The following is a 26,849-nucleotide window of genomic DNA, read 5'->3' as shown; positions in this document are numbered from 1 at the left end:
GTGGTCAGAGTCCCGAGTACGAGTGCTGGCCGACGAAGTACACGTTGACGACGGCGTAGTTGACGATGATGCAGACGAACCCCGCGACGGCGACCCAGCTGGCCGACTGCCGACGCCAGCCCCGGGTCACCCGCGCGTGCAGGTATGCCGCGTAGACGACCCAGATGATGAACGTCCAGACCTCCTTGGGGTCCCAGTTCCAGTAGGAGCCCCAGGCCTGGCGGGCCCAGATGGCGCCGGCGATGAGGGTGAACGTCCACAGCGGGAAGGCGACGATGTGCAGCCCGTAGGTCAGGCGCTCGAGCGACTTCTCGGAGGGCAGGGCACGCAGGATGCCGCGGTCGGCCCCGAACCGGTCCTTGGCGAGGTAGAGCAGGGCGACGATGAACCCGACGGCGAACAGGCCCACTGAGATCGTCGCGACGGTGACGTGGATGATGAGCCAGACGCTCTTGAGCGACGGCATGAGCTCGGCGGCCTCGGTGTACCAGACCGTGTTGGCGAGGCCGAGCAGGATGAGCACGGGCGCCACGACGAACAGGCCGAGCCACGTGAGGTCGCGGCGCACGCCCCAGCCCACGAAGACGACCATCGTGAACAGCGCGGCGGCCACACCGAACTCGAACATGTTGCCCAGCGGCCAGCGCTCCACCGACCCACCGCGCAGCGCGGCGGACACGAACAGCAGGACGGTGCCGAGGATCGCGAACATGTGCGCGACGCCGCCGGCCTTGCGGGCCCGCAACGGCACCTCGCCCTCGGAGTCGGAGCCCGGCGCAGCAGCCGCCGCGGCAGCGGAGCCGCCACCGACGGGTCCGCCACCGGCCGCGACGAGCTCGCGCTCGGGAGCCTCGGCGGTGTCGACGGACTCGCCCCGTCGCTCACGTGCCGGGAGCAGGCCGGCGAGGTAGCCGGCATACCCGAGCATCGAGAGCGTGAGGACCGCCATCGCGGAGTACAGGCTGAGGTTGGAGTAGCTCGCCAGGGTCTCGTGGGTCACGTGCGTCGTTCCTTCAGTCGGGTGAGGACGTCCTCGAGCTCATCGCCCATGCCCTCGTCGTCGTCCTTGGCCAGTCCGCCGATGCTCACTACGGTACGACCCTCCTCCTGCGCGGGCACAACCCGCACGAAGACCCGGCGCCGCCGGATCGTCAGGGAGAGGATGAGCCCGAGCAGCGCGACGAGCGCGGCGACGAGAGTGAGCTCCTTGCCCGGGTCGTTGCGCACCGAGATCCCGGCGAACCGCTCGACCCCGTCGAACGTGATCGAGCCCTGACCACCGGGCAGCGTGTAGGTCTCGCCCGGCTTGAGCCAGATGCGCAGGAGGTCGGTGCCCTCCTTGTTCTTGAGCTGGGTCATGCCCTCGGTGTCGAGCGAGTAGACCGACTGCGGCCGCCCACCCGGGAAGAGCGTGCCCTCGAAGGCCGACAGCGCGAGCGCCGGCTCGAGCAGGTCGGGGAAGACCGAGTGCGGCCCCTGCTCGTCGAGGACCGCGGTCGGCAGGAAGAGCCCGGCGAACCCGAGCTGCTTGCCGGCAGGGCCCGCGCCGGCGACCTTGACCGCGCCGACCGACGTGTAGTTGTTGTCCTGGGCGAGGAACGGCGTCGCGTCCGAGTAGGTGACGTTGCCCTGGGCGTCCTTGACGGTGATCTTCGGCGCGTAGCCGTTGCCGAGCAGAAACGCCGTGCCGCCGCCGGTCTCGAGCGGGCCGTTGACCCGGATGACCTTCTTCTCGACCTTGGCGCCGGGCTCCTTGGTGAAGTCGACGTGGGCCGTGAAGTCACGCGGCGAGCCGAACTGGCCCTTGCCCTTGACGTCGCTCTCGAACTCGGCGTCGAAGCGCGTGAGCTTCATCGTGAACGGCGTGAAGTCGGCCGGGTCCACGAGCGGGCCGGTGTTGAGGGTGTCGTAGCGGGCCGCGACGTTGGCCATCGACTCGCCCACCGGCAGGATGATGTCGGCCTTCCAGCCGAAGAGGTGGCCGCCGGCCATCCCGAGGATGACGCCGATGAGCGCGAGGTGGAAGAAGAGGTTGCCCGTCTCCTTGAGGTAGCCCTTCTCGGCCGACACCGTCGAGGCGTCGTGCGAGTGGGTGCGGAAGCGGCCGTCCTTGAGGGCGCCGCGCACGCGTTCCAGCACCTCGTCGGGCGTCCCGTCGACGGTCACGCTGTCGTGCGCGGCGAGCCGCTCGAGACGCTTGGGCGCGCGCGGGGGCTGCGAGCGCATGGCTTTCCAGTGGACCTTCGAGCGCGGCAGGACGCAGCCGACGAGCGAGACGAGGAGCAGCAGGTAGATCGCCGCGAACCATGGCGACGCGTAGACCTCGAAGAAGCCGAGCTTGTCGAGCCACGGGCCCGCCGTCTCGTGCCGGGCGATCCAGTCGGCGGTGCGGACGGCGTCGATGGAGCGCTGCGGGAAGATCGAGCCGGGCAGCGCGGCCACGGCCAGCAGGAGCAGCAGGAACAGCGCCGTGCGCATCGACGTGAGCTGGCGCCAGGCGAACCGCAGCAGCCCGACGGGCCCGAGGGAGGGCTGGGTGATGTCGTCGCGCTCGGTCCGCGGGTCCTTGGGCTGGGTGGACAGACTCATCAGATCGGCACCTGGAACCCGTTGACCAGCTCGGACTGGAGCCAGCGCGTGAGCGACTCCCACACACCGGTGAGCAGCAGCACACCGACGACGACGAGGAGCCCGCCACCGACGAGCTGGACGACGCGGTGGTGCCGGCTGACCCACCGCGAGACGCTCCCGAACCTCTCGATCCCGGCCGCCGCGAGGATGAACGGCAGTCCCAGACCCAGCGCGTATGCCGTCGCGAGCGTCATCGCGCGGCCCGTGCTCGGGTTCGTGGTCGAGGCGGACAGGGTCATGACGGCAGCGAGGGTCGGGCCGGTGCAGGGCGCCCAGCCAAGGCCGAACACGGCGCCGAGGACCGGGGCGCCGAGGAGGCCGGCGCGCGGCCGCCACGTCGGGGCGAACTGCCGCTGGGACCCGGCGCGCGCACCGACCCCGAGGAAGACGAGCCCCATGAGGATGACGAACGCGCCCCCGACGCGCATCAGGAGCACACGGTTCTCGACGAGCGAGCGGCCCAGCGTGGCGATGAAGATCGAGCCCACCACGAAGACCAGCGCGAAGCCGAGGACGAAGAGCAGGGCGCCGAGCACCATCCGACCCTTCGACCGCTGCTCCAGCGCGGTGTCGCTCAGCCCCGTGACGTAGCCGAGGAAGCCCGGCACGAGGGGCAGCACGCACGGGGACGCGAACGAGACGAGCCCGGCCAGCGCCGCCACGAGGACGGCGAGCGGGAGCGCTCCGGAGGCGATCTGGTCGGTCACGTCGGTCAGGACTCGGACTTCAGCACGTCGTCGACGAGGCCTCGCAGCGTGGTCTCCGACACCGGACCGCTGGCCCGGGCGGCGACCCGGCCCTGCGTGTCGAGCACGAGCGTGGACGGCGTCGTCGTCGGGGCCTGCCGGCCGAAGGCGAGGATGAGCACGCCCGACTCGTCACTGAGGCTGGGGTAGGTCATCTTCGCCTTGTCGGCGGCGGCAGCAGCGCGCTCAGGGCTCTCGCGGAAGTTGATCCCCATGAACTGCACCGGCTTGCCGGCGGCCTGGACGTCGGTCCAGACCTTCTCGAGGTGCGGGATCTCGACGAGACAGGGGCCGCACCACGACGCCCACATGTTGACGACGACGACCTGCTTGCCGCGCTCGCGGGTGCTCGACCACTGGCGGCCGTCGAGGGTCTCGCCCTCGAGCGTGATCGGGTCGAGCCGCTGGTCGACGGGAATCTGCTCGATCGTCCCGTCGCCAGCGATGTAGCCCTTCTGGTCGCCCTTCTTGGCCTGCTCGGCGATCGAGTTGGGGTCCGACGAGCACGCGCCGAGCGCGAGGAGCGCAGCGACGGAGGCGACGCCGAGGGCACGGCGGCGGGACACGGCATACCGCGGGGTTCGAGGGGTCATGCACCTGCTCCGGAGTGGGCCATCGGCAGCAGCGCGGCGGCGGGCTCGCTGTAGGCGAGCGACTCGAGCTCGTCACCGCGGTAGGTCAGCGAGGTGAACGAGGCGAGCGTGCACTGGCGCTTGCGGGGGTCGTGGACGAAGCGGCGGCCCTCGATCGCGAGCCGCAGCATCCAGATCGGGGCCTGGTGCGACACGATGACGGCCTCGTGGCCGCGGGCCAGCTCGCGGGCGGAGTCCACGGCGGCCTGCATCCGCGCAGCGAGGTCGACGTAGGGCTCGCCCCACGACGGGCGCATCGGGTTGGCCATGAGACGCCACATCTTCGGGTCGCGGAAGATGCCCTTGCCGCCGGCGACGGCGCGCCCCTCGAACGCGTTCTCGGCCTCGAGCGCGCGCTCGTCGAGCTCGACCTCGAGACCGTGCGCCGCCGCGATGGGGGCCGCGGTCTCGCGCGCGCGCTCGAGCGGGCTCGAGATCACCTGGGTGACGTCGTGGTCGGCGAGGTGCACGGCGACGAGGTCGGCCATCTCGCGGCCGAGCTGCGAGAGGTGGAACTCCGGCAGCCGGCCGTAGAGGATCCGGTCGGGGTTGTGGACCTCACCGTGCCGCACGAGGTGCACGACCGTGCGGTCGACCGCGTCGGAGGCGTGGGCGGGCGGGGTCATGACGCCGATTGTCGCAAACGAACCTGAGCGTTCCGTCAACCCCCGTGGGCGGCCGCCCGGGCCGCCGCGGGCAGCGCCTCGACGACCTGGCCGATGGCCTCGTCGTCGTGCGCACCGCTGACGAACCAGGCCTCGAAGGCGCTCGGCGGCAGGTGCACTCCCGACTCGAGCATCGAGTGGAAGAACCGCCCGTATGCCGCGGTGTCCTGGTCGCGCGCCTCGTCGTAGTTCGTGACCGCGGAGTCGCGGAAGAAGACCGAGAACATCGAGCCGGCCCACTGCACGGTGTGCGCCACTCCCTCGGCGGACAGCGCCGCGCTGGCCGCGTCGGCGATGGTGTGGGCCGTGGCCTCGAGCCGCGGGTAGAGGTCGTCGGTGCAGCCCTTGAGGGTGGCGAGTCCGGCCGCGGTGGCGACGGGGTTCCCGCTGAGCGTGCCCGCCTGGTAGACCGGGCCCAGCGGCGCGAGGTGGCTCATGAGCTCGGCGCTGCCACCGAAGGCGGCAGCCGGGAAGCCACCGCCCATGACCTTGCCGAAGGTGAACAGGTCGGGTGCGCCGGCGGCATACGGGCCCTCGAGACCGAACCACCCCGCCTTGCTGCAGCGGAAGCCGGTCATGACCTCGTCCGAGATGAGGAGCGCGCCGTGCTCGCGGGTGACCCGGCGCAGGGCCTCGGTGAAGCCCGGGGCGGGCGGCACGACGCCCATGTTGCCCGCGGCCGCCTCGGTGATGACCGCGGCGATCTCTCCCCCGCGGGCGGCGAAGGTGGCCTCGAGCGCGGCGACGTCGTTGTAGGGCAGGACGACCGTGTCGGCCGTCATCTCCGCGGGGACGCCGGCGGAGTCGGGCAGCGCGAGGGTGGCGACGCCGGAGCCTGCGGCGGCGAGCAGGGCGTCGACGTGGCCGTGGTAGCAGCCGGCGAACTTCACGATGACGGCGCGACCGGTGGCGCCGCGGGCCAGGCGGACGGCGCTCATCGTGGCCTCGGTGCCGGAGGAGACGAGGCGGACCTGCTCGAGCGGCTCGATGCGGGCGACGATCTCCTCGGCGAGGAGGACCTCGTTCTCGCTCGGGGTGCCGAACGAGAAGCCCTTGGCGGCGGCGGTGCGCACGGCGTCGAGGACGTCAGGGTGGGCGTGCCCGAGGATCATCGGGCCCCACGAGCAGAGCAGGTCGACGTAGCGGCGGCCGTCGGCGTCGGTGAGCCAGGGGCCCTGCGCGGACGCGATGAAGCGTGGGGTGCCGCCCACGGCGCGGAAGGCGCGCACCGGCGAGTTCACCCCGCCGGGGATGACGCGGGTCGCGCGCTCGAGGAGCGCGGCGGAGGCGGGGGCGTCGGAGGTGGCGGCGGGGACGGGGGTGGACGTCATGCCCCCATTGTCGTCCTAGACGATCTCGTCCTCCGGCCGGGCGCCCGGCACGAGGTGGGAGCGCACCTCCGAGAAGGCGTCGCGCAGCACGCAGAGCTGCTCGTGCGTGAGGTGGTCGATGAAGTGGTCGCGGACCGACTGCACGTGTGTCGGCGCCGCGCTCTCGACGAGCTCCCGACCGGCGGGGGTGAGGGCGAGGGCGACGCCGCGACCGTCCTCCGGGGTGGGCTCGCGACGGACCCAGCCGCGCGTCTCGAGGCGCTTGGCGGTGTGGGTCACACGGCTCCGGCTCTGGACGACGAGGTCGGCGAGCACCGACATGCGGGCCCGGTCACCGTCCTGCTCGGAGAGCATCGAGAGGAGCTCGTACTCGGGGAGGCTGATGTCGTGTGCCGTGAGGTCCCGTTCGAGGGCCACCTGGAGCTCGCGGTGGGCGCGCAGGTAGGCGCGCCACGCCTGCTGCTCCTCATGGGTCAGCCAGCGGGTGCTGGAGCTCTCATCCGCGGACATGCCCGAATGCTAGCGAAGTCGGGGCCCTGACCTGCGCAGACTGGCGAGACCCGATGTGACCCAGATCACAGGCTGTCGCGAGGAAGGTTGAAATATCTACTAATAGGGTGGAGTTGAACCACCTGAAAGAGGCAGCACCCACACCCTTCCCAAGGAGTTCTCGATCATGAGCACCACCGTCACCACGCAGCAGATCCCCGCCGGCACCTGGACCATCGACGCCTCGCACACCGAGGTCGGCTTCGTCGCCCGCCACCTCATGGTGAGCAAGGTCCGCGGCACCTTCCGCGACGTTTCGGGCACCGTCGAGGTCGCCGAGGACATCACGCAGTCCAAGGTCGACGTCGTCGCCCAGATCGCCTCCGTCGAGACCGGCAGCGCCGACCGTGACGGTCACCTCAAGAGCGCCGACTTCTTCGACGCCGAGACCTTCCCCACCATGCACTTCGTCTCGACCTCCTTCGACGGCGAGACCCTCACCGGCGACCTCACCATCAAGGACGTCACCAAGCCCGTGACCTTCGACGTCGACTTCGGCGGCGTCGGCCAGGACCCGTGGGGCAACACCAAGGCCGGCTTCGAGGCCACCACGACCGTCAACCGCAAGGACTGGGGCCTCACCTGGAACGCGGCCGTCGAGGGTGGCGGCGTGCTCGTCTCCGACAAGATCACGATCAACATCGACGTGCAGCTCGCCAAGCAGGCCTGAGCCAACGACTGATTGCCCGTTCGGGCCCTTCCGACGCCGGGTCACCGGTGCGTGGGAGTGGCCCGAACGGGCAATCAGTCGTTCAGAGGGAAGCCGCGACGTCGAGGGCGCTGTAGGTGAGGATGATCTGCGCGCCGGCCCGGCGGATGTGCAGAAGCGACTCCAGGACGGCCCGGTCGCCGTCGATCCAGCCGCGCTCGGCGGCCGCCCTGATCTGGGCGTACTCGCCGGAGATCTGATAGGCCGCGACCGGCACCGGTGAGACCTCGGCCGCCATCGCGATGATGTCGAGGTGGGTCTGGGCCGGCTTGACCATGATGATGTCGGCGCCCTCGGCGACGTCGAGCTCGATCTCGCGCAGCGACTCGGTCGCGTTGGCGGGGTCCTGCTGGTAGGTCGCACGGTCCCCCACGAGCGAGGACTGGACCGCCTCGCGGAAGGGGCCGTAGAGCGCGGAGGTGTACTTCGCGGCATACGCGAGGATGATCGTGTCGGTGAGGCCCGCCTCGTCGAGCGCCTCGCGGACGTGGGCGACCTGGCCGTCCATCATCCCGCTCAGCCCGAGCACGTGGGCCCCGGCGCGGGCCTGGGCCAGCCCCATCGCGGCGTAGCGCTCGAGGGTGGCGTCGTTGTCGACCCGGCCCTGCTCGTCAAGCACGCCGCAGTGGCCGTGGTCGGTGAACTCGTCGAGGCAGAGGTCGGCCATGACGACGAGGTCGTCGCCGACCGCGTCGCGGACCGCGCGCAGTCCGACGTTGAGGATGCCGTCCTCGGCATCGGCCCCGGAGCCGACGGCGTCCTTCTCGGAGGGCACGCCGAAGAGCATGATCCCGCCGATCCCGGCCTCGACACAGCGCCTGGCCTCGGCCACGAGCGAGTCGACGGTGTGCTGGACGACGCCCGGCATGGCCTCGATGGGCTGCGGCTCGTCGATGCCCTCACGCACGAAGACGGGCAGGACGAGCTCGGCCGGGTGCAGCCGCGTCTGGGCGACGAGCCGCCGCACGGCCGGCGTCTGACGCAGCCGGCGCGGGCGGACGGGCAGGAACGGCGAGCGGCCGGCCACGGAGCCGGTCACTTGGCGCGACGACGTGCGGTGGGCCGCTTCTGGCTCGGGCGGACCGCGCTCTCGCCGGCCTCGGCGGCCGTCAGCGCCAGCGACCGACCGTGGTCGGCGAGGGCGTCGACGAGCTCGTCGGCGGACGGCTCCGGCGCGAGGACGTCGACCCGCAGGCCACACTCCTCGGCCGTCTTGGCGGTCGCCGGACCGATGCAGGCGATGACCGTCGACGGGTGCGGCTTGCCGGCGATGCCGACGAGGTTGCGCACCGTCGAGCTCGACGTGAAGACGACCGCGTCGAAGCTGCCGCTCTTGATCGCGTCGCGGATCTCGGCGGCCGGCGGGGCGGCACGGACCGTCCGGTATGCCGTGACGTCGTCCACCTCCCAGCCCATGTCCTGGAGCCCGGCGACGAGGGTCTCGGTGGCGATGTCGGCCCGGGGCAGGAAGACGCGGTTGATCGGGTCGAGAAGCTCGTCGAAGGGCGGCCACTCGTCGAGCAGGCCCTTGGCCGACTGCTCGCCCTCGGGGACGAGGTCGGGGTTGATGCCCCAGTCGCGCAGCGCCTCGGCGGTGACGCCACCGACGGCGGCGACCTTGAGCCCGGCGAACGAGCGGGCGTCGAGACCGAACTCCTCGAACTTCTCGCGGATCGCCTTGACGGCGTTGACCGAGGTGAAGCCGACCCACTCGTAGCGACCGGTGACGAGGCCCTTGACGGCGCGCTCGATCTGCTGCGGGGTCCGGGGCGGCTCGACGGAGATCGTCGGGACGCTCGTGGCCTCGGCGCCGTAGCGCTCGAGGCGGCGCATCATCGTGCCGGCCTGGTCCTTGGTCCGGGGCACGAGGACGTTCCAGCCGAAGAGCGGCTTGGTCTCGAACCACGACAGGGTCTCGCGCAGCGCGACGGTGTCGCCGACGACGGCGAGGGCCGGGAACTGCATCGACTTCGCGGCCTTGGCGACCTCGCCCAACGTGGTCGTCACGGTCGCCTGCTGCACGGTGGTGCCGCGCTCGGTGACGGCCACGGGCGTCTGCGCCGAGCGGCCGGCGTCACGCAGTGCCTCGAGGGTGGGGACGAGGGTGTCGGGCTGGCCGAGGACGACGACGGTGACCGACGGGTCGGTCGCGAGCGCGACGTCCTTGATCTTCTGTCCCGCGGTGATGACGTGGATGCCGCGCGAGCTCGACGTCGTCAGCGGCACACCGGCGTAGGTCGGGACGGCGGTCACCGAGCTCACGCCGGGGACGACCTCGAACGGGACGCCGGCCTTGACGCAGGCGGCGGCCTCCTCGGCGAGGCCGTTGAACGTCGCCGGGTCGCCGTCCATGAGCCGGACGACGAGGCCACGCGGGTGGGCCTTGGCCGCCTTGACGACGAGCTTGGCGCGGGAGGCGTGGGTCAGCGGCTGGCCGTGCTCACCGTGACCGGCGTCGACGATCTCGACCTCGGCGCGGGCGTGACGTTCGACGACCTGCTCCCGCGCGACCTGGTCGATGACGACGGCGTCCGCCTCCGCGAGGTACTCGAGGGCGCGCACCGTCATCAGCCCGGCGTCACCCGGCCCGGCGCCGACGAAGGCGACGCGCGCGGGGGTGCGGGGAGGGGTGGTGGGTCGATTCGAGCGGGTGGTGCTCACTGGTCACGCTCCGGAACGTTCGGTGTGGACGGTGGGGCTGGAGGTCAGGGGGGCGAGGTCGGCAGCGCCGTCCTCGAGCAGGAGCCGGGCGAGGCGGCGCCCGACGGCGTCGGCGTCGGCCGGGGAGCCGGCGGCGGAGCGGCGCACGTCGCCCTCACCGTCGATGTTGGCGACGACGGCGCGCAGCGAGAGCTCGTCACCCTCGTCGCCGAGGACGATCTCGGCCAGGGCGCCGATGGGTGCGGAGCAGCCGGCCTCGAGCTCGGCGAGGACGGCGCGCTCGGCGACGACGCAGGCGCGGGTGTCGGCGTCGTCGAGGGCGGCCACGGCGTCGCGGGTGGCGGTGTCGTCGGCCCGGACCTCGACGGCGAGGGCACCCTGGCCCGGGGCCGGCAGCATCTGGATGGGGTCGAGGACCTCGGTGACGACGTCGGCGCGGCCGATGCGGCGCAGGCCCGCGTGCGCCAGGACGACGGCGTCGAGCTCGCCGTCGGCCACCTTGCCGAGGCGGGTGCCGACGTTGCCGCGCAGCTCGCGGAGCTCGAGCCCGAGCCCCAGGGCCTCGAGCTGGGCCCGTCGCCGGGGCGAGCCCGTGCCGACGGTGGAGCCCGCGGGGAGCTCACCGAGGGTGAGGCCGTCACGCGCCACGAGGGCGTCGCGCGGGTCCTCGCGCGTCGGGATCGCGGCGACGACGAGGTCGGCCTCGGGAGTGGTCGGCAGGTCCTTGAGGGAGTGCACGGCGAGGTCGACAGTCCCCTCGCGCAGCGCCTCGCGCAGCGCGGAGACGAAGACGCCGGTGCCACCCATCGACGCGAGCGGGGTGGTGCGGTCGCGGTCGCCCTCGGTCGTGATCTCGACGAGCTCGACCTCGTGCCCGAGGTCGCGCAGGCGGTCGGCGACCCACGTGGACTGCGTGGTCGCCAGCGTCGAGCGGCGGGTGCCGAGGCGCAGCGTCATCGGCCGACCTCCTCGTCGTCGGTCACGGGGATGACCGGCGGCGTCGACACGACCGACACCTCGCGGGGGTCGAGGTCGAACAGCTCGCTCAGGGCCTTGGCGTAGCTGCCACCCTGACCGGCCTGCGCCATCTCCTTGACGCGCACGGTCGGCGCGTGGAGGAGCTTCTCGACGATGCGGTGCACGGTGCGCTGGACCTCGGCCCGGTGCGCGTCACCGAGGTCGGGTGTGCGCCGCTCGAGGCGCGCCATCTCGTCGTCGACGACGGACTGGGCGCGCGAGCGCAGTGCGGCGACGGTCGGGGCGACGGCCTCGCCGGACCGCTCGGTGAGGAACGCCGCGACCTCGCCGGTGACGATGTCGCGGGCCTCGCGGACCTGCGGGACGTCCCCGGCGTGGCTGAGCGCGTCACCGAGCTCGGCCAGACCGATGCGGGTCGCACCCTCGAGGTCGGCGACGGAGAGGTCGACGTCGTGCGGCAGGGCGAGGTCGACGTAGAGCTGCGGTCGGCCGTCACGGGCCGCGAGGGCGGCGGCGACGTCGTCGGACGTCACGACGACCCCTGTGGCGCCCGTGCTGGAGATGACGATGTCGGCGTCGACGAGAGCCGCCGTGCGCTCGTCCCACGCGCGGGCCGAGCCGTCGACGCGGGCGGCGAGCCGCTCGGCGCGGGCGAGGCCACGGTTGACCACCGTCACCGACGCGGCGCCGGCCTGGCTGGCGGTCGTCGCGGCGAGGGCACCCATGCCGCCGGCGCCGATGACGAGCACGCGGGCTCCGGCGATCGGTCCGATGACGTCGTCGGCGACGCCCAGCCCGACCCCGACGAGCGAGCGGCTCACGTCGTCGATGCCGGTCTCGGAGTGCACGCGCTTGCCGACCCGAAGTGCCTGCTGCAGAAGGGTGTTGAGCGCTGGACCCACGTGGCCGCGACGCTGTGCGCGGGTCAGCGCCTCACGGAGCTGGCCGAGGATCTGGGCCTCGCCGACGGCCATCGAGTCGAGCCCGGCGGCGACCGAGAACGCGTGGGCGATGCCGCGGTCCTCGTAGTGGACGTAGAGGTGGGGCTGGAGGTCCGGCAGCGGCACACCGGTCGCCGCGGCCAGCGCCTCGGAGACGTCGGTGAGCGCGCCGTGGAAGGTCAGCCCCTCGGCATAGACCTCGGTGCGGTTGCAGGTGGAGACGACGACGGCCTCGACGACGTGCTCGGAGCCGACGATGGTCGACTCGAGCCGGCCACGCGAGGACGGGTCGAGCGCGGCGGCCTCGAGGAGGCCGATCGGCGCCCCGTGGTGCGAGAGTCCGAGGACGATGAGGCTCACAGGGCCAGCTCCTCGACGTCGGCGTCGGCGGCGGACCGGGTGAGGTCGAGCTCGCCGGTGCGGCGCTGCTCGTGGAAGGCGAGGATCTGCAGCTCGGTCGACATGTCGACCTTGCGGACCATGACGTCCGACGGCACGTCGAGGACGCAGGGAGCGAAGTTGAGGATCGAGCGGACGCCGGCCTCGACGAGGCGGTCGGCGACGTCCTGCGCGGACTCGGCGGGGGTCGCGATGACACCGATGGCGAGCCGGTCGTCGCGCACGAGCGCGCCGAGGTCACCCATCGGGCGGATCCGCCGCTCGCCCACCGCGGTCCCGACGATGCTGTCGTCGCGGTCGAGCAGCGCGATGACGTTGAAGCCGCGCGTGGAGAACCCGCTGTATGCCGCGAGCGCGCGGCCGAGGTTGCCCATGCCGACGATCGCGACGGGCCAGTCCTGGGTGAGGCCCAGCGCCGTGGAGATCTCGTAGGCGAGGCGGTCGACCTCGTAGCCGACGCCACGCACGCCGTAGGAGCCGAGGTGGGAGAGGTCCTTGCGGAGCTTGGCCGAGCTCACCCCTGCCGCTGCCGCCAGCTCCTCGGAGCTCACCGAGCTGATGCCCCGCTCGGCGAGGTTGGTGAGGGCCTGGAGGTATCCCGGGAGTCGCGCCACGGATGCATCGGGGATACCCCGGCGGGCTGCGACGTCGGCGGACACGAGGCCTTCGACTCCTGTTCTTCACGGATGGTGGTGCCCTGTCAGCGTACGCATTTGTGAAGGGATGCACAAAGTCACGAGCGGACCCCGAGACAGAGTGCTCGTGACCCTCTGGTACAAGCGGGCTGCGTAACCGCTTGCACGTCCTCCCGGCCCACCCGACCGGGCTCCCGGCTCAGGCGCGGGGGCGGCCGAGGGCGGCGCGCAGACGGTCGGCGTCGACCCGCCAGAAGTCGTGCTGCCGGCCGTCGACGAGCGTCACCGGGATCTCCTCGGCGTAGCGCGCCATGAGGTCGGGCTCGTCGAGCACCGACCGCTCGACGAACGTCTCCCCCAGCTCGGCCGTCACCGCCGTGATGACCGCACGCGCGTCGTCGCACAGGTGGCAGCCCGGCTTGCCGATGAGGGTGACGCGCGGGTCCGGCGCGCGGTCCGGGTCGGGGGCGGACGGCATACGAGGGTCCTTGCTCAGAAGAAGACGGAGCGACGCTGCATGAGCAGCGAGTAGAGGGTCTGCTGGATCGTCTCGCGCACCTGGTCGGTGAGGTCGAAGACGAGCATCGGGTCGTCGGCGGCCGCGGCGCCGTGGGGCGCGGTCTCGATCGGCGCACCGAACTCGATGATCCACTTGCTCGGCAGCGGGATGAGCCCGAGCGGTCCGAGCAGCGGGAACGTCGGCGTCACCGGGGCGTAGGGCAGACCGAGGAGCCGGGCGACGGTCTTCATGTTGCCGAGGATCGGCGCGATCTCCTCGGCGCCGACGACCGACGTCGGGATGATCGGCGCGCCGGCCTTGAGCGCCGCGGACACGAACCCGCCGCGGCCGAAGCGCTGGAGCTTGTAGCGCTCCTTGAACGGCTTGCCGACACCCTTGAAGCCCTCGGGGAAGACACCGACGAGCTCGCCCTTGGCGAAGAGGCGGTCGACGTCGTCACCGGTCGCGAGGGTCGAGCCGCCGCGACGGGCGAACGACCCGAGCACGGGGGTCTGGAAGACGAGGTCGGCGCCGAGGGCGCGCATGACGCGGTGCTTCGGGTGCTCGTCGTGGATGGCCTGGGCGACCATGAGCGAGTCGATGGCGATGGTCCCCGAGTGGTTGCTCACGATGAGCGCGCCACCCTCGTCGGGGATGTTCTCGAGCCCACGCACCTCGACCCGGAACCAGTTGCGGTAGATCGGGCGGAGCATCGGGAAGATCACGTGCTCGGCGAAGTGCTCGTCGTAGCCGAACTCGTCGACCGAGTAGTCGCCCTCGAGGCGGCGGCGCAGGAACGCCAGGGTCGCGGCGATCCGGCGCTCGATCTCCTCGGGCGAGATCCCGGCACCCTGTGCCGCCATCCGCATCGCGGCGATCGACGCGCTGAGCAGCTCCTCGATCCCGGGCACGGGCAGCGACATGTCGGTCTGGGTCGCCGTGGGGTCCGGGGACGCGGGACGTGCCGACGAGGGCCTGGACGACGTGGGCCTGGGCGGCGGCTCCGCGACCGTGGCCACGCGCAGGTGCCGTCGCGCCGCCTCGTCCGCCGCGCGCTTGGCACGAGGACTCTGCGGGCGTATGCCGGCCTGCCGGGTCGCCTTGGGCGACGCCTTCGCGCGGACCGTGGGCTGGGGACGGTGAGCCGCACGCCGGGTGGCGGGAGTCGAGGCTGCCGGCGCGGGAGCAGGCGTGGGCTGGGGTTCCGGCGTCGGCTGCGACACGGCCTTCGGGGCCGGCGCCTGCTCGGCGACGCCCTCGCTGGCGGAGGCCGACAGCAGGGGCGTGGAGCGTCGGCGGGCGCGCTCGCCGGAGGCGCGAGCGGCACCAGCGGCGACCGAGGGTGAGCGGCGGGCGGCTCTCCCCGGAGCCGACGACATGGGCGTCGTGGTCTTCGTGGCAGCCTTCGTGGCGACCGCCTTCTTCGTGATCGCCTTCTTCGCGACGGCCTTCTTCGGGGCGGCAGCCTTGGTCACCGCAGTCTTCGTCGCCGCAGCCTTCTTCGGGGTCGCGGCCTTCTTCGTGGTCGCCATCAGAGCCGTCCTCCGGTCGCGCGTCCGAGTACCTGCTGGGCGACGCCGGCCACGCCGCCGACGGCGCCGCTCATCGCGTCGAACGACGGGACGATCGGGGAGAGCGTGCGGGCGAAGTCCTCGAACGCCGCCCGGGTCGAGAACGACGGGTTGAAGCCGAAGCGCTCGCGCATCACCGTCGTGTCCATCCCCCGGCCGTAGGCGAGGAACGACATCTGGTCGGGGCTGAAGTCGACGAGGCCGAACCGCTTGCCGAGGCTGCCGAGCGGGCCGGCGGCAGCCATCGGGACGACGACGAACGGCCGGCGGGCGATCGCCGCGGCCTGCATGACGGTGAGCACGCCGTCACCGGCGAGGTTGACCACGCCGGTGCTCGTGCCGGTGACGCCACGGGCGAGGGCCGCGATGGCGTCGTCCTCGTGGAAGAACTGCAGGCGGGCGTCGTAGCCGAAGGGGATCGGGATGACCGGCAGGTTGAAGTAGTCGGTGATCGAGGTGCGGATGCGCGGGCCGATGATGTTGGCGAAGCGCAGTGTGAGGATCTCGGCGTCGGGGCGGCGGCGGGCGAAGCCGCGCACGTAGCCCTCGACCTCGATCGAGTCCTTGCCGAAGCCCGAGGACGGCAGCCGCTTGGCCGTCATCTCCTCGGTGAACATCGCCGGGTCGCGCGGCGTCGAGCCGTAGACCGCAGCGGTGGACTTCACGACGAGCCGCTTGACGGTGGACGCCTTCTGGCACGCAGCGAGCAGCTGCATGGTGCCGATGACGTTGATCTCCTTCTGCGGGGTCCGTCCCCCGGCGAAGGTGGGTGTCGCGATGACGTTGGCGTGGACGACCGTGTCGACGTCGCCCTGCGCGATGACCTTGCCGATCATCGGGTTGCGGATGTCGGCGCGGACGAACTCCGCGGCACCGAGGTCACGCGGCGGCGGGATGACGTCGACGCCGATGACCTTGTCGACGGACGGGTCCGCTGCCAGCCGCCGGGCGAGGACGCCGCCGATGTAGCGGGACACCCCCGTCACGAGTACAACCTGGCCCACGGGTCCCGCCTCTCCTCGTGTCGACACCGTCGGTCCCGACCCTACTTCGTCGTCACCGCACGACGGCACTGTTGTTCGCGAGAGTCCGGTCACCGTGGCCACCGGCGGCGAAGGCGCGCCGACGGCGGTCGGCGGGCGGACGGCATACCGGGTCCGAACGCAGGACGACCCCCGCCGAAGGGGCGGGGGTCGTCCGGTCGCGTCAGGGACGCGTCACTTCTTGTTGCGACGCTGGTGGCGAGTCTTGCGAAGCAGCTTGCGGTGCTTCTTCTTCGCCATGCGCTTGCGACGCTTCTTGATCACTGAACCCATGAGCAGTCCTTGCTTTTGAGGAATTCGAACGACGGTGGACCAGCAGCTGCTGGTCGGCCTGCGCGGCCGACCGGCGCGCGTGTGTCAGGGGGCAACCCTACCGGCGCGTGGCCGCGCGCCCAAACGGGGGCGGGAACGCCGAAGGCCGGACCATGTCGGTCCGGCCTTCGGCATGGAGCTCGACGCGCTCAGGCGGTGCCCATGTAGGACTCCCGGAGGTACTTCTGCACCTCGTCCTCGGGAACCCGGAAGGACCGACCGACACGAACGGCGGGGAGCTCACCTCCGTGGACCATGCGGTAGACGGTCATCTTCGACACGCGCATGATCGAGGCGACCTCGGCGACGGTGAGAAACCGCACCTCGGCAAGACGTTCCTGGGACATGGCCACCTCAACTTCTGCACACCCGCATCGCCGGCTTCCCCACCGGCGGTCATCTACGGGCGTGCAAGAAGCAACCATAGGGGCTGATGTGACCATTGGGGAAGCGGTTGGAGCGGAATCTTTGACAAGTCCAGCCGACACGCGGCGCAGTGGGGAGATTTCCTCCACTAGTCAAACCACGGGTCGAGCCCGTGGAGCGGGAACACGGCTTGACGCGTGGCGAGGATCGCGGCGTCGACGGGGCGGTCGGGGTTGTGCCCCATCCCCCACGACCGCACCCAGATGGGCAGGTCCTCGGGCCTGAGGTCGCCCATGGTCGCGGGGCCCTCGCGGCCGCTGATCTCGAGGACGTGGTCGCGCCAGTCCTGCGGGACCTCGGTCTCGGCGGGGACGGGTGCGTGGGCGGCGATCGCGGCGAGGTGGGTCCACGAGCGCGGCACGACGTCGACGAGCTCGTAGCCCCCGCCGCCGAGAGCCACCCACCGACCGTCCGCGACGTCGTGGGCGAGCCGGTGGAGGCACTCGTGGGCCCGGCGCTGCGCGTCCACCGACACGGTGAGGTGCGCGAGGGGGTCCTGGCTGTGGGTGTCGCAGCCGTGCTGGGTCACGAGGACGTCGGGGTCGAAGGCCTCGACGAGGTGGGGCACGACCGACTCGATCGCGCGCAGCCACTCGGAGTCGCCCGTGCCCGGCGGCAGGGCGACGTTGGCAGCGCTCCCCCGCGCGTCCGGTCCGCCGATGTCGCCGGGGTAGCCCGTGCCGGGGAAGAGCGCGCGACCCGACTCGTGCACCGACACGGTGAGCACGCGGGGGTCGTTCCAGAAGATGCGCTCGACGCCATCACCGTGGTGCACGTCGATGTCGACGTAGGCGACGCGCTCGGCGCCACTGTCGAGCAGGTGCTGGATGCCGACCGCGGCGTCGTTGTAGATGCAGAAGCCGGCGGCGTGGGTGGCCATGGCGTGGTGCATCCCGCCGCAGTAGTTGACGCCGTGGTCGATCTCGCCGCGCCACACGGCGTCGCAGAGGTCGACCGTGCCCTGGACGATGCGGGCGCTCGCCTCGTGCATCCCGAGGAACGCCGGGTCGTCCTCGGTGCCGAGCCCGCGCCGGGGCTCGGCCGCGGCCGGGTCGGCGGACGCGGCCCGGACGGCGGCGACGTAGCCGGGGTCGTGGACCGAGGACAGCAGCTCGTCGCTCGCGACGCCCGGACAGACGACCTCGACCTTGTCGAGGACTCCCAGCGAGCGCGCGAGACGCGTCGTGAGGTCGAGGCGCACGGGAGCCATCGGGTGGCTCGGACCGAAGTTGTATGCCGTGAAGCCGTCGTCCCAGACCAGGCGCGTGCGGTGAGCCATGTCGGGCACGCTACCCGCAGGGGGGCCCGCTGGCGTTAGCCTCGTCCCGTTGCGCCCGTCATCGTGGACCTGCCGTCACGGCCGGCCCGTCACCAGGAGGAAGCCGTGGGAGGCAAGAACAGCGATCTCGACGTCCTCGTCGTCGGGCTCGGTCGCTTCGGTGGGGCGGCCGCCTTGGAGCTGCGCCGCCTCGGCCACCGCGTCGTCGCCATCGAGAAGGACGGCTTCCTCGCGGAGAAGTTCCTCGGACGGCTCAGCTCGGTGATCCACGGCGACGCCAGCGACGCCGAGGTCATCCGCGACGCGAAGGCGTCGCGCTACCAGATCGCCGTCGTGGGGGTCGGCTCCTCGATCGAGGCGTCGGTCCTCTCGTCGGCCAACCTCGTCGACGCGGGCATCCCCGACATCTGGGCCAAGGCGATGTCGCCCGAGCACGCCCGCATCCTCGACCGGATCGGCGTCCAGCACATCGTCCGGCCCGAGGCCGACACGGGCCGCCGCGTCGCGCACCTCGTCGGCGGCAAGCTCCAGGACTACATCGAGTTCGACGACGGCTTCGCGATCGTCAAGATGCGTCCGCCGACCGAGGCCATCGGCTTCACGCTCGAGCAGAGCGCCATCCGCAGCAAGTACGGCGTCACCGTCGTCGGCGTGAAGTCGCCCGGCGCCGACTTCACCTACGCCGTCCCCTCCACCAAGGTCTCCGCGCACGACACGATCATCGTCAGCGGCCCCACCGAGCTCCTCGAACGCCTCAGCTCCCGCCCGTAGGCCGGGCGGGAGCTCTCGGAGGCGACGGGCTCAGAACTCGACGGGAGCCGACCCGCGGTCGCCGCCGAGGGCGAGGACCATGGCCACCTCGTCCTCGTCGTCACCCTGGACGCGCATCGGGCGACGGTCGGCGGTGGGCCGGAACCCGAAGCCGCTGGCGAACGCGACGGCGCGGCCGTTGTCGCTGCCGACCCAGTAGGCGAGCTGCGTCTGTCCCTGCTGCCGGGCCAGGTTGGCGCCGGCGCGGACGAGCTCGGTGGCCACCCCGCTGCCGCGGGCGTCGGGCGAGACCCACAGCCCGAAGAGCTCCGAGGTCTGCGGACGCTCGTCGGAGCGACCCAGGCTCACGATGCCGAGCGGGCTGCCGTCACGTTCGGCGAGGAGCCGGGTCGAGCGGGTCATCCGCAGCCGCCAGAAGTCCTCGTCGAAGGCCTGTTCCTCGTCCACCGTCGCCGCGAAGGCCTCGGGTGACTCGCGGAGCGCGGTCAGCCGGGTGTCGCGGTACTGCTGCCAGTCCTCTTCGCCCAGCGGGCGCACGGTGATCTCGCTCATGCGTCCACTGTCCCCGACGCCACGCGAGGGCGGCAACCCGGGTCCACCCTGACCGAGTACCCGATCTCGCGGATCCCGCCGTAGAGCGGGTTGTCCCACGTCGTGCCCGTGCGGACGAAGCCGTGCCGCTCGTAGAGACGCTGCGCGGGCAGGTTCTCCTCCGCCACCTCGAGGTCGACGTGGGCGAATCCCGCCTCGGCGGCGGCGTCCACGGCGGTCCTCACGAGGAGGTCGCTCGCTCCCGTGCCGCGTGCGGAGGCGGAGACCCACATGCCGATGAGGTAGACCGCGTCGTCCGGCTGGTCCTGCGAGTGCCAGAGCGAGACGGTGCCGACCGGACGGTCGTCGACCTCGGCGAGCCAGATGCGCATCGTGGTGAGGCGCGCGAGCCAGGACTCGTCCGGGTAGGCCGCGCTCACGGCATACGTGTTGGCAAAGGCACGCGGGGTGTCGAGCAGGGCGGCAAGGCGGACGTCGCGGTAGGTGCGCCAGTTGTCGGAGGTGACCGGGACGATCCTGGGCGCCGGGCCCTCAGCCACCCGAGAGCTCCTTGGAGCGCACGGCCGCGGCCTCCATCGCGCTGATGAAGGCGGCGCGGACCTTGTGGTCGTCGAGCTCACGCAGGGCGGCGGCGGTCGTGCCGCCCGGCGAGGTGACCTGCTCGCGCAGGACGGTGGGGTGCTGGCCGGTGTCGCGGAGCATGGTGGCCGCGCCGTAGAGGGTCTGGGTGACGAGCTCGGTCGCCGTCGCTCGGGGCATGCCGAGGACGACGCCCGCCTCGATCATCGCCTCGACGACGTAGAAGATGTATGCCGGCCCGCTGCCGGAGATCGCGGTGACCGCGTCGAGCTGCTTCTCGGGGACCTCGGTGACCTTGCCGGTCGCGGCGAGGAGCTCGATGGCGTGCTGGAGCTGCTCGGGCAGGCAGTGCCGGCCGGCGCTCACGGCCGCCATGCCCTCGTCGACCAGGGCAGGGGTGTTGGGCATGACGCGGACGACGGAGCGGCCCTCCGCGAGGCGACTCTCGAGGAACTCGGTCGTGATGCCGGCCGCGAGGCTGACGACGAGGTTGCCGTCGGCGACGTGCGGGCTGATCTCGTCGAGCAGGGCGGCCATGTCCTGGGGCTTGACGACGAGCACGAGGGTGTCGGCCTCCGTGGCCGCCTCGACGTTGCTCACGGCGCGCACGCCGTACTTCTCGGTCAGCTCGGCGGCACGCTCGGCCCGGCGCTCGGTGATGAGGAGCTCACCGGCCGGTCGGCCCGCTCGCAACAGCCCCGAGAGCAACGTCTCGCCCATGACACCCGCACCGAAGATCGCAACCGTTCCCATGGCGCGAGACTATGCCGCATGCCCCTGCGCCCCGCCTCAGCATTATCGGGTCACCCGATAATGCTGGACTCGACCCGAGTTGCCAGTCGGGGTCGAGCGCGACGAAGTCGGGTCGAGCGCCGACCTCAGCCCTTGGTGACGAGACTGCGCGGGAGGAGCGTCGTGTGGAGCGGACCGTTGGGCTGCGTCAGCCCTTCGAGACCAAGGAGCGCAGAAAGAACTGCAGGTTGGCGGGGCGCTCGGCCATGCGACGCATGAGGTAGCCGTACCACTCCTCGCCGAACGGCACGTAGACGCGCATCTGGTGGCCGCGGTCGGCGATCCGGGTCTGCTCGTCGGGGCGGATGCCGTAGAGCATCTGGAACTCGTAGGAGTCGGGCTCGCGTCCGTGGCGGCTCGCGAGCGCCCGGGCGATGTCGATGAGGCGGGGGTCGTGGCTCGCGACCATGGGATAGCCCTCGCCGGCCATGAGCACCTTGAGGCAGCGCACGTAGGACAGGTCGACGTCCTCGGCGTCCTGGTAGGCGACCGAGGCGGGCTCCTTGTAGGCGCCCTTGCAGAGCCGGACCCGGCTGCCCGCCGTGGCGAGGTCGCGGCAGTCGGCCTCGGTGCGGTGCAGGTACGACTGAAGCACGGCACCGGTCTCGGGGAAGTCCTTGCGCAGCTCGGCGAGGATCGACAGCGTCGAGTCCGTCGTCGTGTGGTCCTCCATGTCGAGGGTGACCGTCGTGTCGGCGTCCTTGGCGGCCTCGCAGATGGTGCGGGCGTTGTCGAGGGCGATCTTCTCGCCGTCCTGCGGCAGCGCCTGACCGACGGCGCTGAGCTTGACGCTGACCTCGGCCGCGCCGAACTGCGACAGGTCCTTGACCCTGAGCGCGCGGAGCAGCCCGACGTAGGTGTCGACGGTGTGCGCGGCCTGCCCGGCGTCGAGGGTGTCCTCGCCGAGGTAGTCGATCGTCACCTGCCGGTTGGTCGCGCGCAGCTCGGCGGCGGCCGACACGGCGTGGGGCACGTCGGTGCCGGGCACGTAGCGCTGGACGACCGCCCGGCTCACGGGGGCCTTCTCGATCGTGGTGCGCACGAGCGAGGAGTCGGACAGGTGCAGCAGGCTGCTGCGGAGCAGGTCGGAGGCATCCACGGTCGTCAGGCTAACTGCTCCCGTGGCCGGTCCAGAACCCAGCCGGTATGCCGGCCCGCAGGCAGCGTGGGACCCGCACCCGACCTGCCCGCTCAGGGAGTGCGCCGGCGCAGCGTGAGGCTGCCGAGCGCCAGAGCGAGGGCGATGGCCCCGACGATGACGCCGATGTCCGAGGTGACGTCACCCAGCGGCTCCGGGACCGAGGCGATCGTGCGCATCGCGTCCACGGCATACGAGAGGGGGAGGTAGTCCGAGACCGTCGAGAGGATCGACGGCAGGGCGTCGCGGGGTACGAGGAGGCCGCAGAGGAGGAACTGCGGGAGGACGAGCGCCGGCATGAACTGGACCGCCTGGAACTCGGTCGACGCGAAGCCGCTCACGAGCAGGCCGAGGGCGGTGCCGAGCAGGGCGTCGCAGACGGCGATGACGACGAGCAGCCAGGTCGGTCCGGCGACGTCGAGGTCGCAGACCCACACGGCGAACCCCGTGGCCACGAGCGCCTGGATGACCGCCATGAGCCCGAAGGCCAGGGCGTAGCCGAGCATGAAGTCGCCCTTGCCGAGCGGTGTGGTGAGGAGTCGCTCGAGCGTGCCCGAGGTGCGTTCGCGCAGCGTCGCCACGCTCGTGACGATGAACATCACGACGAACGGGAAGACGCCGAGCAGGGCGGCGCCGATGCGGTCGAAGACCGGTGTCCCGTCGAAGATCCACGCGAGCAGCCCGAGCAGGACGCAGGGCACGACGAGCATCATCGCGATCGTCCGGTGGTCGGCCCGCAGCTGGCGCAGGATGCGCGCGGCGGTGGCCAGGGTGATGCGCGGGTTCACGACCGGTCCCCCGTCGTCGGTGCGCTCGTCGATGGGCTCGTCGGTGCGCTCGTCGGTGCGCCGGCCGCGGCGCGGTCGACGAGGTGCAGGAAGGCCTGCTCGGCATCGGGAGCCCCGGTGCGCTCGAGGAGTTCGGGGAGAGTGGAGTCGCTGAGGATCTCGCCCTCGCGCAGCAGGAGCAGGCGGTCGCAGCGGGTGGCCTCGTCCATGACGTGGCTCGAGACGAGGAGCGTGCGGCCCTCGTCGTGCGCGAGCCGGCGGAAGAGGCTCCACAGGTCGCGGCGCAGCACGGGGTCGAGGCCGACGGTGGGCTCGTCGAGGACGAGGACCTCGGGGTCCCCCACGAGGGCCGCCGCGAGCGAGGCGCGCGAGCGCTGGCCGCCGGAGAGGGTGGCGACCGTGGCATCGGCGTGGCTGGCGAGGTCGACGGCGTCGATGGCCCTGTCGACCGCGTCCCTGGGTGCGCCGAGGACCTGGGCGAAGTAGGTGAGATTGTGACGCACCGACAGGTCGGCGTAGATGCTCGGCGACTGGGTGACGTAGCCGACGCGGTGGCGCAGGTCCGGGTGTCCCGCTGGCAGGTCCAGCACGGTCACCGTGCCGCTCTCGACCTGCTGGACGCCGACGATCGCGCGCATCAGCGTGGACTTGCCGCCACCGCTCGGCCCGAGCAGCCCGACGACCTGCCCGGCGGGGACCGTGACTCTGAGGTCGGGCAGGACGTCCCGACCCCCACGCCGCACGACGAGGTGCTCGACGACGATCGCGTCCGTCGCGGCCCCCTCCTGCTGGCTTTTCATCATATGATGAATTTAGACCCGACGACGGGTCGCGCGCAAGGCCCCACTGATTGCCCCACAGTGCGCGGCGAGGGGCAATCAGTTGCGGATGCGACGCGACTGATTGCCCCAAAGTGCGCGGCGAGGGGCAATCAGTTGCGGATGCGACGCGACTGATTGCCCCACCGTGCGCGCCCAGGGGCAATCAGTGGGGTGATGGCGGGACGAGGTGGTGCTGGAGGGTCGGCCCGAGGATCGCGACGAGCTCATCGACGCTGGCGTCGGCCACCGCGGGGACCTTGACGACGTAGCGGAGCAGGCCCATCCCGATGAGCTGGGCCGCCCCGAGCGCGACCCGCACCTCGAGCGCCTCCTTCTGCCGCGGACCGACGTCGGGGTCGGCGTGCATCGACTCGACGACCCGGTGCAGGACCTCGCGCCCGACGAACTCACGCACCATCCGGGCGTGCTCCTCGTGGGCCGCGGCGGCCGCGAACATCGCCGCGAAGCGCTCACGACCCTCGGGTCCGTCCCAGACCGCGAGGAACACGCGGGCGAGCGTCTCGCCCAAGGCGTCTCGTGGCGCCGCCGCGATCTGCTCGACGAGGACCGCAGGGTTGGCGGGGAAGGCCATGACCTCGACGAAGAGCTCGGACTTGCCGTCGAAGTAGTGGTGCACGAGCTTGGGGTCGACCCCGGCCTCGCGGGCGACGCCGCGCAGCGAGGTGCCGTCGTAGCCGCGCTGCGCGAACTCGGTCCGGGCCGCGGTGACGATCGCCGCGCGGGTGTCCTCGCCACCGGGCCGGCGCCCCCGAGGGCTCACGTGCCCTCCCCCGTCTCGAGCGCGCCGGCGAGGTGCAGCCGGCAGAACGCGAGCGACTCGGTGAGCGCCATCTCGCGCTGCTCGGCGGTGAGGCGCCGCGTCGAGATCTCGACGACGACCGAGCCCGCATATCCGTTGTGCACCAACGTGTCCAGCACCTCGGCGCACGGCTGCGAACCGTGCCCGGGGACGAGGTGCTCGTCGCGCATCGACCCGAGCCCGTCCGCGAGGTGGAGGTGCGTGAGGCGCGGGCCGAGCGCCGCCACCATCGCCATCGCGTCCGAGCCCGCGGTCGCCGTGTGCGACAGGTCTAGCGTCACGTGGTCGTAGGGCTGGGGCACCGGGTCCCAGTGCGGCAGGTAGGCCTCGATCTCGCGGCCACGCACCCGCCACGGGTACATGTTCTCGACGGCGAGCGTGATGCCCCACTCGTGCTCGCGGGTGGCGATGCCGTCGGCGAAGTCGCGCGCATAGTCCTTCTGCCAGCGGAAGGGCGGGTGCAGCACGACCGTCTCGGCGCCCAGGTCGTGCGCCAGCTCGAGCGAGCGGTCGATCTTGCCCCACGGCTCGACGCCGTAGATCCGCTGGCTGATGAGCAGGGTCGGTGCGTGGACCGAGACGATCCGTATGCCGTGCAGCTCGGCCAGCGCTTGCAGCGCACCGGCCTCCTGGGTCACCGGGTCGGTCCACACCATGACCTCGACGGCGTCGTAGCCGAGCCGTGCGGCGTACTGGAAGGCCGCGGCGCAGTTCTCCGGGTAGACCGACGCCGTGGAGAGCGCCACGGGGATGTCCGGGATCAGGACGGCGTCACCGGCGGCCATCAGTGCATTCCGTCGAGCCTGCGCAGGATGATGCCCTCGCGCAGGGCCCAGGGGCAGAGCTCGAGCCGGTCGACGCCGAGCAGGTCCATCGTGGCTGAGGCGACGAGGCCGCCGGCGAGCAGCTGCTGGGCACGTGACGACGAGACACCGGGCAGCGAGCTGCGCTGCGCCGCAGTCATGCTCGCGATCCGGGGCAGGATCGCGTCGAGAGCGTCGCGCTCGAGGTGGCGTACGGCATACATGCCTTCGCTGCTGGGGGCGGCCCCCGTGATCCGGGCGAGGGACCGCATCGTCTTGGAGGTGCCGACGACCCGGTCCGGCGCACCGGCCTTGGCGAGCGGGCGGAGCTCTCGCGCGATCGTCGCCCGCACGTGCTTGCGCGCAGCCCGGACCGCGGCCTCACCCGGCGGGTCGCCGGCGAGGTGGTCGCGCGTGACCCGGCCGGCGCCGAGCGGCAGCGAGATCGAGATGTCGGGGTCCTCGTCCATGCCCTGGGCGATCTCGAGCGAGCCGCCGCCGATGTCCGCGACGAGGAGGGTGCCGGCCGACCAGCCGAACCAACGACGGGCGGCGAGGAAGGTCAGCCGCGCCTCGTCCTCGCCCGAGAGCACCTCGAGCACGACACCGGTGCGCTCCTTGACGGCAGCGAGGACGTCGTCGCCGTTGGGGGCCTCGCGGATCGCGCTGGTGACGAAGCCCATGAGGTCCTCGACGCCCTGGTCCTCGGCGACGGTGAGGCACTCGGCCACGAACTCGGCGAGCTGCTCGCAGCCCGCGTCGTCGATCGCGCCGTCGTCGGTGACGTGCTCGGACAGCCGGAGCTCGCGCTTGTGGGAGCTGGCCGGGATCGGCTGGGCGCCGACGTGGGCGTCGACGACGAGGAGGTGCACGGTGTTGGATCCCACGTCGATGACCCCGAGCCGCATGGGTCCACGGTAGTCGGCGGGTGGCGACATAGGGTGAACCGGTGGCCGAGACCCCGTTGGACATCCCCCGCACGTGGGTCGAGTTCCCCGACCCCGCCGACGCCGGGCAGCGCTTCCGGTGCGACCTCACGTGGCTGACCTCGCGCTGGACCTGCATCTTCGGGTCGGGGTGCGAGGGGATCTATGCCGGGCGCCCCGACGACGGGTGCTGCACCCTCGGCGCGCACTTCTCCGACGACGACGACCTGGCTCGCGTGGCCGCCGTCGTCGAGCAGCTCGGTGAGGACGAGTGGCAGCTGCGCCCGGAGAAGAAGAACCCGGCCAAGGTGTCCCACTGGACCGAGCTCGAGGACGACGCCCGCAAGACCAAGGTCGTCGACGGCGCCTGCATCTTCCTCAACCGGCCCGGATTCCCCGCCGGCGCCGGGTGCGCGCTGCACCAGCACGCGGTCCTCACCGGCCAGCCGCCGCACACGCAGAAGCCCGACGTCTGCTGGCAGCTGCCGATCCGCCGCACCTTCCGCACCGTCGAGCACCCCGACGACACGAGCCACCTCGAGGTGTCGATCGGCGAGTACGACCGACGTGGCTGGGGTCCGGGTGGGCACGACCTCGACTGGTACTGCTCGGGCAACCCCGACGCCCACGTCGGCGCCGAACCGGTCTACCGGAGCAACCGCGCCGAGCTGGTCGAGCTCATGGGCCAGGAGGCCTACGACGAGCTGGTGCTGCGCTGCGAGGCCCACCTCGCGGCCGTCAAGGCGCTGCGCACCCCGGCGTCGCGCCGGCTGCTGCCCCTCTTCGTCCACCCGGCGACCATCGAGGCCGACCACCCGACGCTCCGCAAGGGTCACTGAGCTCCGTCCTACG

General features: G+C 71.8%; 30 protein-coding genes. 3 read left to right on the top strand and 27 right to left on the bottom strand.

Going from position 1 to position 26,849, the window contains the following annotated elements:
• Window positions 1-4: 4 nt before the first annotated feature.
• The 7 genes from ccsB to KLO01_RS09525 are packed head-to-tail and all read right to left on the bottom strand — an operon-like array spanning window position 5 to window position 6,515.
• Window positions 5-1,000: a c-type cytochrome biogenesis protein CcsB gene (gene ccsB, locus KLO01_RS09555; RefSeq protein ID WP_147064474.1), complete on the bottom strand. Its 996-nt coding sequence runs from the start codon at window positions 998-1,000 to the stop codon at window positions 5-7.
• Complete coding sequence (resB, locus tag KLO01_RS09550) at window positions 997-2,589, bottom strand: cytochrome c biogenesis protein ResB (RefSeq protein ID WP_147064472.1); 1,593 nt, start codon at window positions 2,587-2,589, stop codon at window positions 997-999. The genes ccsB and resB overlap by 4 nt, the downstream gene beginning before the upstream one ends.
• Window positions 2,589-3,338, bottom strand: a complete 750-nt coding sequence (locus KLO01_RS09545) for a cytochrome c biogenesis CcdA family protein (protein ID WP_147064470.1) — start codon at window positions 3,336-3,338, stop codon at window positions 2,589-2,591. Before KLO01_RS09545 ends, resB begins: the two co-directional genes overlap by 1 nt.
• A gap of 5 nt (window positions 3,339-3,343) precedes the next feature.
• Window positions 3,344-3,970 carry a TlpA family protein disulfide reductase gene (locus tag KLO01_RS09540; RefSeq protein WP_147064468.1) on the bottom strand — a complete coding sequence of 209 codons (627 nt, stop codon included), beginning with the start codon at window positions 3,968-3,970 and terminating at the stop codon, window positions 3,344-3,346.
• Entirely contained in the window at window positions 3,967-4,635 is a 669-nt protein-coding gene (locus tag KLO01_RS09535) for a histidine phosphatase family protein (protein ID WP_147064466.1), read from the bottom strand. The genes KLO01_RS09540 and KLO01_RS09535 overlap by 4 nt, the downstream gene beginning before the upstream one ends.
• A gap of 35 nt (window positions 4,636-4,670) precedes the next feature.
• Entirely contained in the window at window positions 4,671-6,005 is a 1,335-nt protein-coding gene (gene hemL, locus KLO01_RS09530) for a glutamate-1-semialdehyde 2,1-aminomutase (RefSeq protein ID WP_147064464.1), read from the bottom strand.
• Between the two features lie 15 nt (window positions 6,006-6,020).
• Window positions 6,021-6,515, bottom strand: coding sequence for a MarR family winged helix-turn-helix transcriptional regulator (locus tag KLO01_RS09525; RefSeq protein WP_147064462.1), 495 nt, complete (start codon window positions 6,513-6,515; stop codon window positions 6,021-6,023).
• 166 nt (window positions 6,516-6,681) lie between these two features.
• On the opposite strand from KLO01_RS09525, the gene KLO01_RS09520 reads away from it, so the two are divergent.
• Window positions 6,682-7,224, top strand: coding sequence for a YceI family protein (locus KLO01_RS09520; RefSeq protein ID WP_147064460.1), 543 nt, complete (start codon window positions 6,682-6,684; stop codon window positions 7,222-7,224).
• A gap of 82 nt (window positions 7,225-7,306) precedes the next feature.
• Here KLO01_RS09520 and hemB read toward each other — a convergent pair whose 3' ends face one another.
• The 11 genes from hemB to KLO01_RS09465 all read right to left on the bottom strand — a co-directional run bounded on the left by hemB (window position 7,307) and on the right by KLO01_RS09465 (window position 18,007).
• Window positions 7,307-8,302, bottom strand: coding sequence for a porphobilinogen synthase (hemB, locus tag KLO01_RS09515; RefSeq protein ID WP_246136136.1), 996 nt, complete (start codon window positions 8,300-8,302; stop codon window positions 7,307-7,309).
• Complete coding sequence (locus KLO01_RS09510; protein WP_147064458.1) at window positions 8,299-9,924, bottom strand: bifunctional uroporphyrinogen-III C-methyltransferase/uroporphyrinogen-III synthase; 1,626 nt, start codon at window positions 9,922-9,924, stop codon at window positions 8,299-8,301. Before KLO01_RS09510 ends, hemB begins: the two co-directional genes overlap by 4 nt.
• 3 nt (window positions 9,925-9,927) lie before the next feature.
• Complete coding sequence (gene hemC, locus KLO01_RS09505) at window positions 9,928-10,881, bottom strand: hydroxymethylbilane synthase (protein ID WP_147064456.1); 954 nt, start codon at window positions 10,879-10,881, stop codon at window positions 9,928-9,930.
• The gene (locus KLO01_RS09500; protein ID WP_147064454.1) at window positions 10,878-12,203 is read right to left on the bottom strand and encodes a glutamyl-tRNA reductase; all 1,326 of its coding nucleotides are present in this window, start codon (window positions 12,201-12,203) and stop codon (window positions 10,878-10,880) included. The genes hemC and KLO01_RS09500 overlap by 4 nt, the downstream gene beginning before the upstream one ends.
• Window positions 12,200-12,901 (bottom strand): redox-sensing transcriptional repressor Rex, encoded by a 702-nt coding sequence (locus tag KLO01_RS09495; RefSeq protein ID WP_147064452.1) that lies wholly within the window; start codon window positions 12,899-12,901, stop codon window positions 12,200-12,202. Before KLO01_RS09495 ends, KLO01_RS09500 begins: the two co-directional genes overlap by 4 nt.
• 175 nt (window positions 12,902-13,076) lie before the next feature.
• Window positions 13,077-13,355, bottom strand: coding sequence for a glutaredoxin family protein (locus KLO01_RS09490; RefSeq protein ID WP_147064450.1), 279 nt, complete (start codon window positions 13,353-13,355; stop codon window positions 13,077-13,079).
• Between the two features lie 14 nt (window positions 13,356-13,369).
• Window positions 13,370-14,908: a lysophospholipid acyltransferase family protein gene (locus KLO01_RS09485; protein WP_246136135.1), complete on the bottom strand. Its 1,539-nt coding sequence runs from the start codon at window positions 14,906-14,908 to the stop codon at window positions 13,370-13,372.
• Window positions 14,908-15,933, bottom strand: coding sequence for an NAD-dependent epimerase/dehydratase family protein (locus KLO01_RS09480; protein ID WP_246136134.1), 1,026 nt, complete (start codon window positions 15,931-15,933; stop codon window positions 14,908-14,910). The genes KLO01_RS09485 and KLO01_RS09480 overlap by 1 nt, the downstream gene beginning before the upstream one ends.
• Window positions 15,934-16,164: 231 nt before the next feature.
• Window positions 16,165-16,263, bottom strand: coding sequence for a 30S ribosomal protein bS22 (locus KLO01_RS09475; RefSeq protein WP_003792170.1), 99 nt, complete (start codon window positions 16,261-16,263; stop codon window positions 16,165-16,167).
• A gap of 188 nt (window positions 16,264-16,451) precedes the next feature.
• Window positions 16,452-16,649: a helix-turn-helix domain-containing protein gene (locus tag KLO01_RS09470; protein ID WP_035913729.1), complete on the bottom strand. Its 198-nt coding sequence runs from the start codon at window positions 16,647-16,649 to the stop codon at window positions 16,452-16,454.
• A gap of 167 nt (window positions 16,650-16,816) precedes the next feature.
• Window positions 16,817-18,007, bottom strand: coding sequence for an acetoin utilization protein AcuC (locus tag KLO01_RS09465; RefSeq protein WP_147064448.1), 1,191 nt, complete (start codon window positions 18,005-18,007; stop codon window positions 16,817-16,819).
• 105 nt (window positions 18,008-18,112) lie between these two features.
• Between KLO01_RS09465 and KLO01_RS09460 the strand changes: the two genes are divergently transcribed.
• Entirely contained in the window at window positions 18,113-18,778 is a 666-nt protein-coding gene (locus KLO01_RS09460) for a potassium channel family protein (RefSeq protein WP_147064445.1), read from the top strand.
• 30 nt (window positions 18,779-18,808) lie between these two features.
• On the opposite strand, the gene KLO01_RS09455 is transcribed toward KLO01_RS09460, so the two are convergent.
• From KLO01_RS09455 to KLO01_RS09415, 9 genes are all read right to left on the bottom strand, one after another.
• On the bottom strand, window positions 18,809-19,330 hold the full coding sequence (locus KLO01_RS09455) for a GNAT family N-acetyltransferase (RefSeq protein ID WP_147064443.1): 522 nt from the start codon (window positions 19,328-19,330) through the stop codon (window positions 18,809-18,811).
• Window positions 19,327-19,869 carry a GNAT family N-acetyltransferase gene (locus KLO01_RS09450; protein ID WP_147064442.1) on the bottom strand — a complete coding sequence of 181 codons (543 nt, stop codon included), beginning with the start codon at window positions 19,867-19,869 and terminating at the stop codon, window positions 19,327-19,329. Before KLO01_RS09450 ends, KLO01_RS09455 begins: the two co-directional genes overlap by 4 nt.
• Window positions 19,862-20,662: a pyrroline-5-carboxylate reductase gene (gene proC / locus KLO01_RS09445; RefSeq protein WP_147064440.1), complete on the bottom strand. Its 801-nt coding sequence runs from the start codon at window positions 20,660-20,662 to the stop codon at window positions 19,862-19,864. The genes KLO01_RS09450 and proC overlap by 8 nt, the downstream gene beginning before the upstream one ends.
• A 187-nt stretch (window positions 20,663-20,849) precedes the next feature.
• Window positions 20,850-21,800, bottom strand: a complete 951-nt coding sequence (locus KLO01_RS09440; protein WP_222611963.1) for a proline dehydrogenase family protein — start codon at window positions 21,798-21,800, stop codon at window positions 20,850-20,852.
• A gap of 92 nt (window positions 21,801-21,892) precedes the next feature.
• Complete coding sequence (locus KLO01_RS09435; protein WP_147064438.1) at window positions 21,893-22,627, bottom strand: ABC transporter permease; 735 nt, start codon at window positions 22,625-22,627, stop codon at window positions 21,893-21,895.
• Window positions 22,624-23,427 carry an ABC transporter ATP-binding protein gene (locus tag KLO01_RS09430; RefSeq protein ID WP_371860266.1) on the bottom strand — a complete coding sequence of 268 codons (804 nt, stop codon included), beginning with the start codon at window positions 23,425-23,427 and terminating at the stop codon, window positions 22,624-22,626. The genes KLO01_RS09435 and KLO01_RS09430 overlap by 4 nt, the downstream gene beginning before the upstream one ends.
• Before the next feature lie 184 nt (window positions 23,428-23,611).
• Window positions 23,612-24,229, bottom strand: a complete 618-nt coding sequence (locus KLO01_RS09425; protein WP_147064435.1) for a TetR/AcrR family transcriptional regulator — start codon at window positions 24,227-24,229, stop codon at window positions 23,612-23,614.
• A complete protein-coding gene (locus KLO01_RS09420; protein WP_147064434.1) occupies window positions 24,226-25,053 on the bottom strand; it encodes a sugar phosphate isomerase/epimerase family protein in 828 nt (275 codons plus the stop codon). The genes KLO01_RS09425 and KLO01_RS09420 overlap by 4 nt, the downstream gene beginning before the upstream one ends.
• The gene (locus KLO01_RS09415; RefSeq protein WP_147064433.1) at window positions 25,053-25,979 is read right to left on the bottom strand and encodes a Ppx/GppA family phosphatase; all 927 of its coding nucleotides are present in this window, start codon (window positions 25,977-25,979) and stop codon (window positions 25,053-25,055) included. Before KLO01_RS09415 ends, KLO01_RS09420 begins: the two co-directional genes overlap by 1 nt.
• 41 nt (window positions 25,980-26,020) lie before the next feature.
• Between KLO01_RS09415 and KLO01_RS09410 the strand changes: the two genes are divergently transcribed.
• The gene (locus KLO01_RS09410; protein ID WP_147064432.1) at window positions 26,021-26,836 is read left to right on the top strand and encodes a DUF3109 family protein; all 816 of its coding nucleotides are present in this window, start codon (window positions 26,021-26,023) and stop codon (window positions 26,834-26,836) included.
• Window positions 26,837-26,849 lie beyond the last annotated feature (13 nt).

Origin of the sequence: Knoellia locipacati (assembly GCF_007992835.1) — a bacterium.
GTDB lineage: Bacteria > Actinomycetota > Actinomycetes > Actinomycetales > Dermatophilaceae > Knoellia > Knoellia locipacati.
This window is presented reverse-complemented; position numbering and strand designations above follow the sequence as displayed.

Bases quoted from the DNA above. Each gene is read 5' to 3' on its own strand.
- hemC (WP_147064456.1), bottom strand. From the start codon at position 10,881: ATGACGCTGCGCCTCGGCACCCGCCGCTCGACGCTGGCGACCACGCAG.
- proC (WP_147064440.1), bottom strand. From the start codon at position 20,662: ATGGGAACGGTTGCGATCTTCGGTGCGGGTGTCATGGGCGAGACGTTG.
- KLO01_RS09485 (WP_246136135.1), bottom strand. From the start codon at position 14,908: ATGGCGACCACGAAGAAGGCCGCGACCCCGAAGAAGGCTGCGGCGACG.
- KLO01_RS09475 (WP_003792170.1), bottom strand. From the start codon at position 16,263: ATGGGTTCAGTGATCAAGAAGCGTCGCAAGCGCATGGCGAAGAAGAAG.
- KLO01_RS09490 (WP_147064450.1), bottom strand. From the start codon at position 13,355: ATGCCGTCCGCCCCCGACCCGGACCGCGCGCCGGACCCGCGCGTCACC.
- KLO01_RS09420 (WP_147064434.1), bottom strand. From the start codon at position 25,053: ATGGCCGCCGGTGACGCCGTCCTGATCCCGGACATCCCCGTGGCGCTC.
- KLO01_RS09415 (WP_147064433.1), bottom strand. From the start codon at position 25,979: ATGCGGCTCGGGGTCATCGACGTGGGATCCAACACCGTGCACCTCCTC.
- hemL (WP_147064464.1), bottom strand. From the start codon at position 6,005: ATGACGTCCACCCCCGTCCCCGCCGCCACCTCCGACGCCCCCGCCTCC.
- KLO01_RS09535 (WP_147064466.1), bottom strand. From the start codon at position 4,635: ATGACCCCGCCCGCCCACGCCTCCGACGCGGTCGACCGCACGGTCGTG.
- KLO01_RS09455 (WP_147064443.1), bottom strand. From the start codon at position 19,330: ATGAGCGAGATCACCGTGCGCCCGCTGGGCGAAGAGGACTGGCAGCAG.
- KLO01_RS09525 (WP_147064462.1), bottom strand. From the start codon at position 6,515: ATGTCCGCGGATGAGAGCTCCAGCACCCGCTGGCTGACCCATGAGGAG.
- KLO01_RS09465 (WP_147064448.1), bottom strand. From the start codon at position 18,007: ATGGCTCACCGCACGCGCCTGGTCTGGGACGACGGCTTCACGGCATAC.
- KLO01_RS09470 (WP_035913729.1), bottom strand. From the start codon at position 16,649: ATGTCCCAGGAACGTCTTGCCGAGGTGCGGTTTCTCACCGTCGCCGAG.
- KLO01_RS09520 (WP_147064460.1), top strand. From the start codon at position 6,682: ATGAGCACCACCGTCACCACGCAGCAGATCCCCGCCGGCACCTGGACC.
- KLO01_RS09540 (WP_147064468.1), bottom strand. From the start codon at position 3,970: ATGACCCCTCGAACCCCGCGGTATGCCGTGTCCCGCCGCCGTGCCCTC.
- KLO01_RS09430 (WP_371860266.1), bottom strand. From the start codon at position 23,427: ATGAAAAGCCAGCAGGAGGGGGCCGCGACGGACGCGATCGTCGTCGAG.
- resB (WP_147064472.1), bottom strand. From the start codon at position 2,589: ATGAGTCTGTCCACCCAGCCCAAGGACCCGCGGACCGAGCGCGACGAC.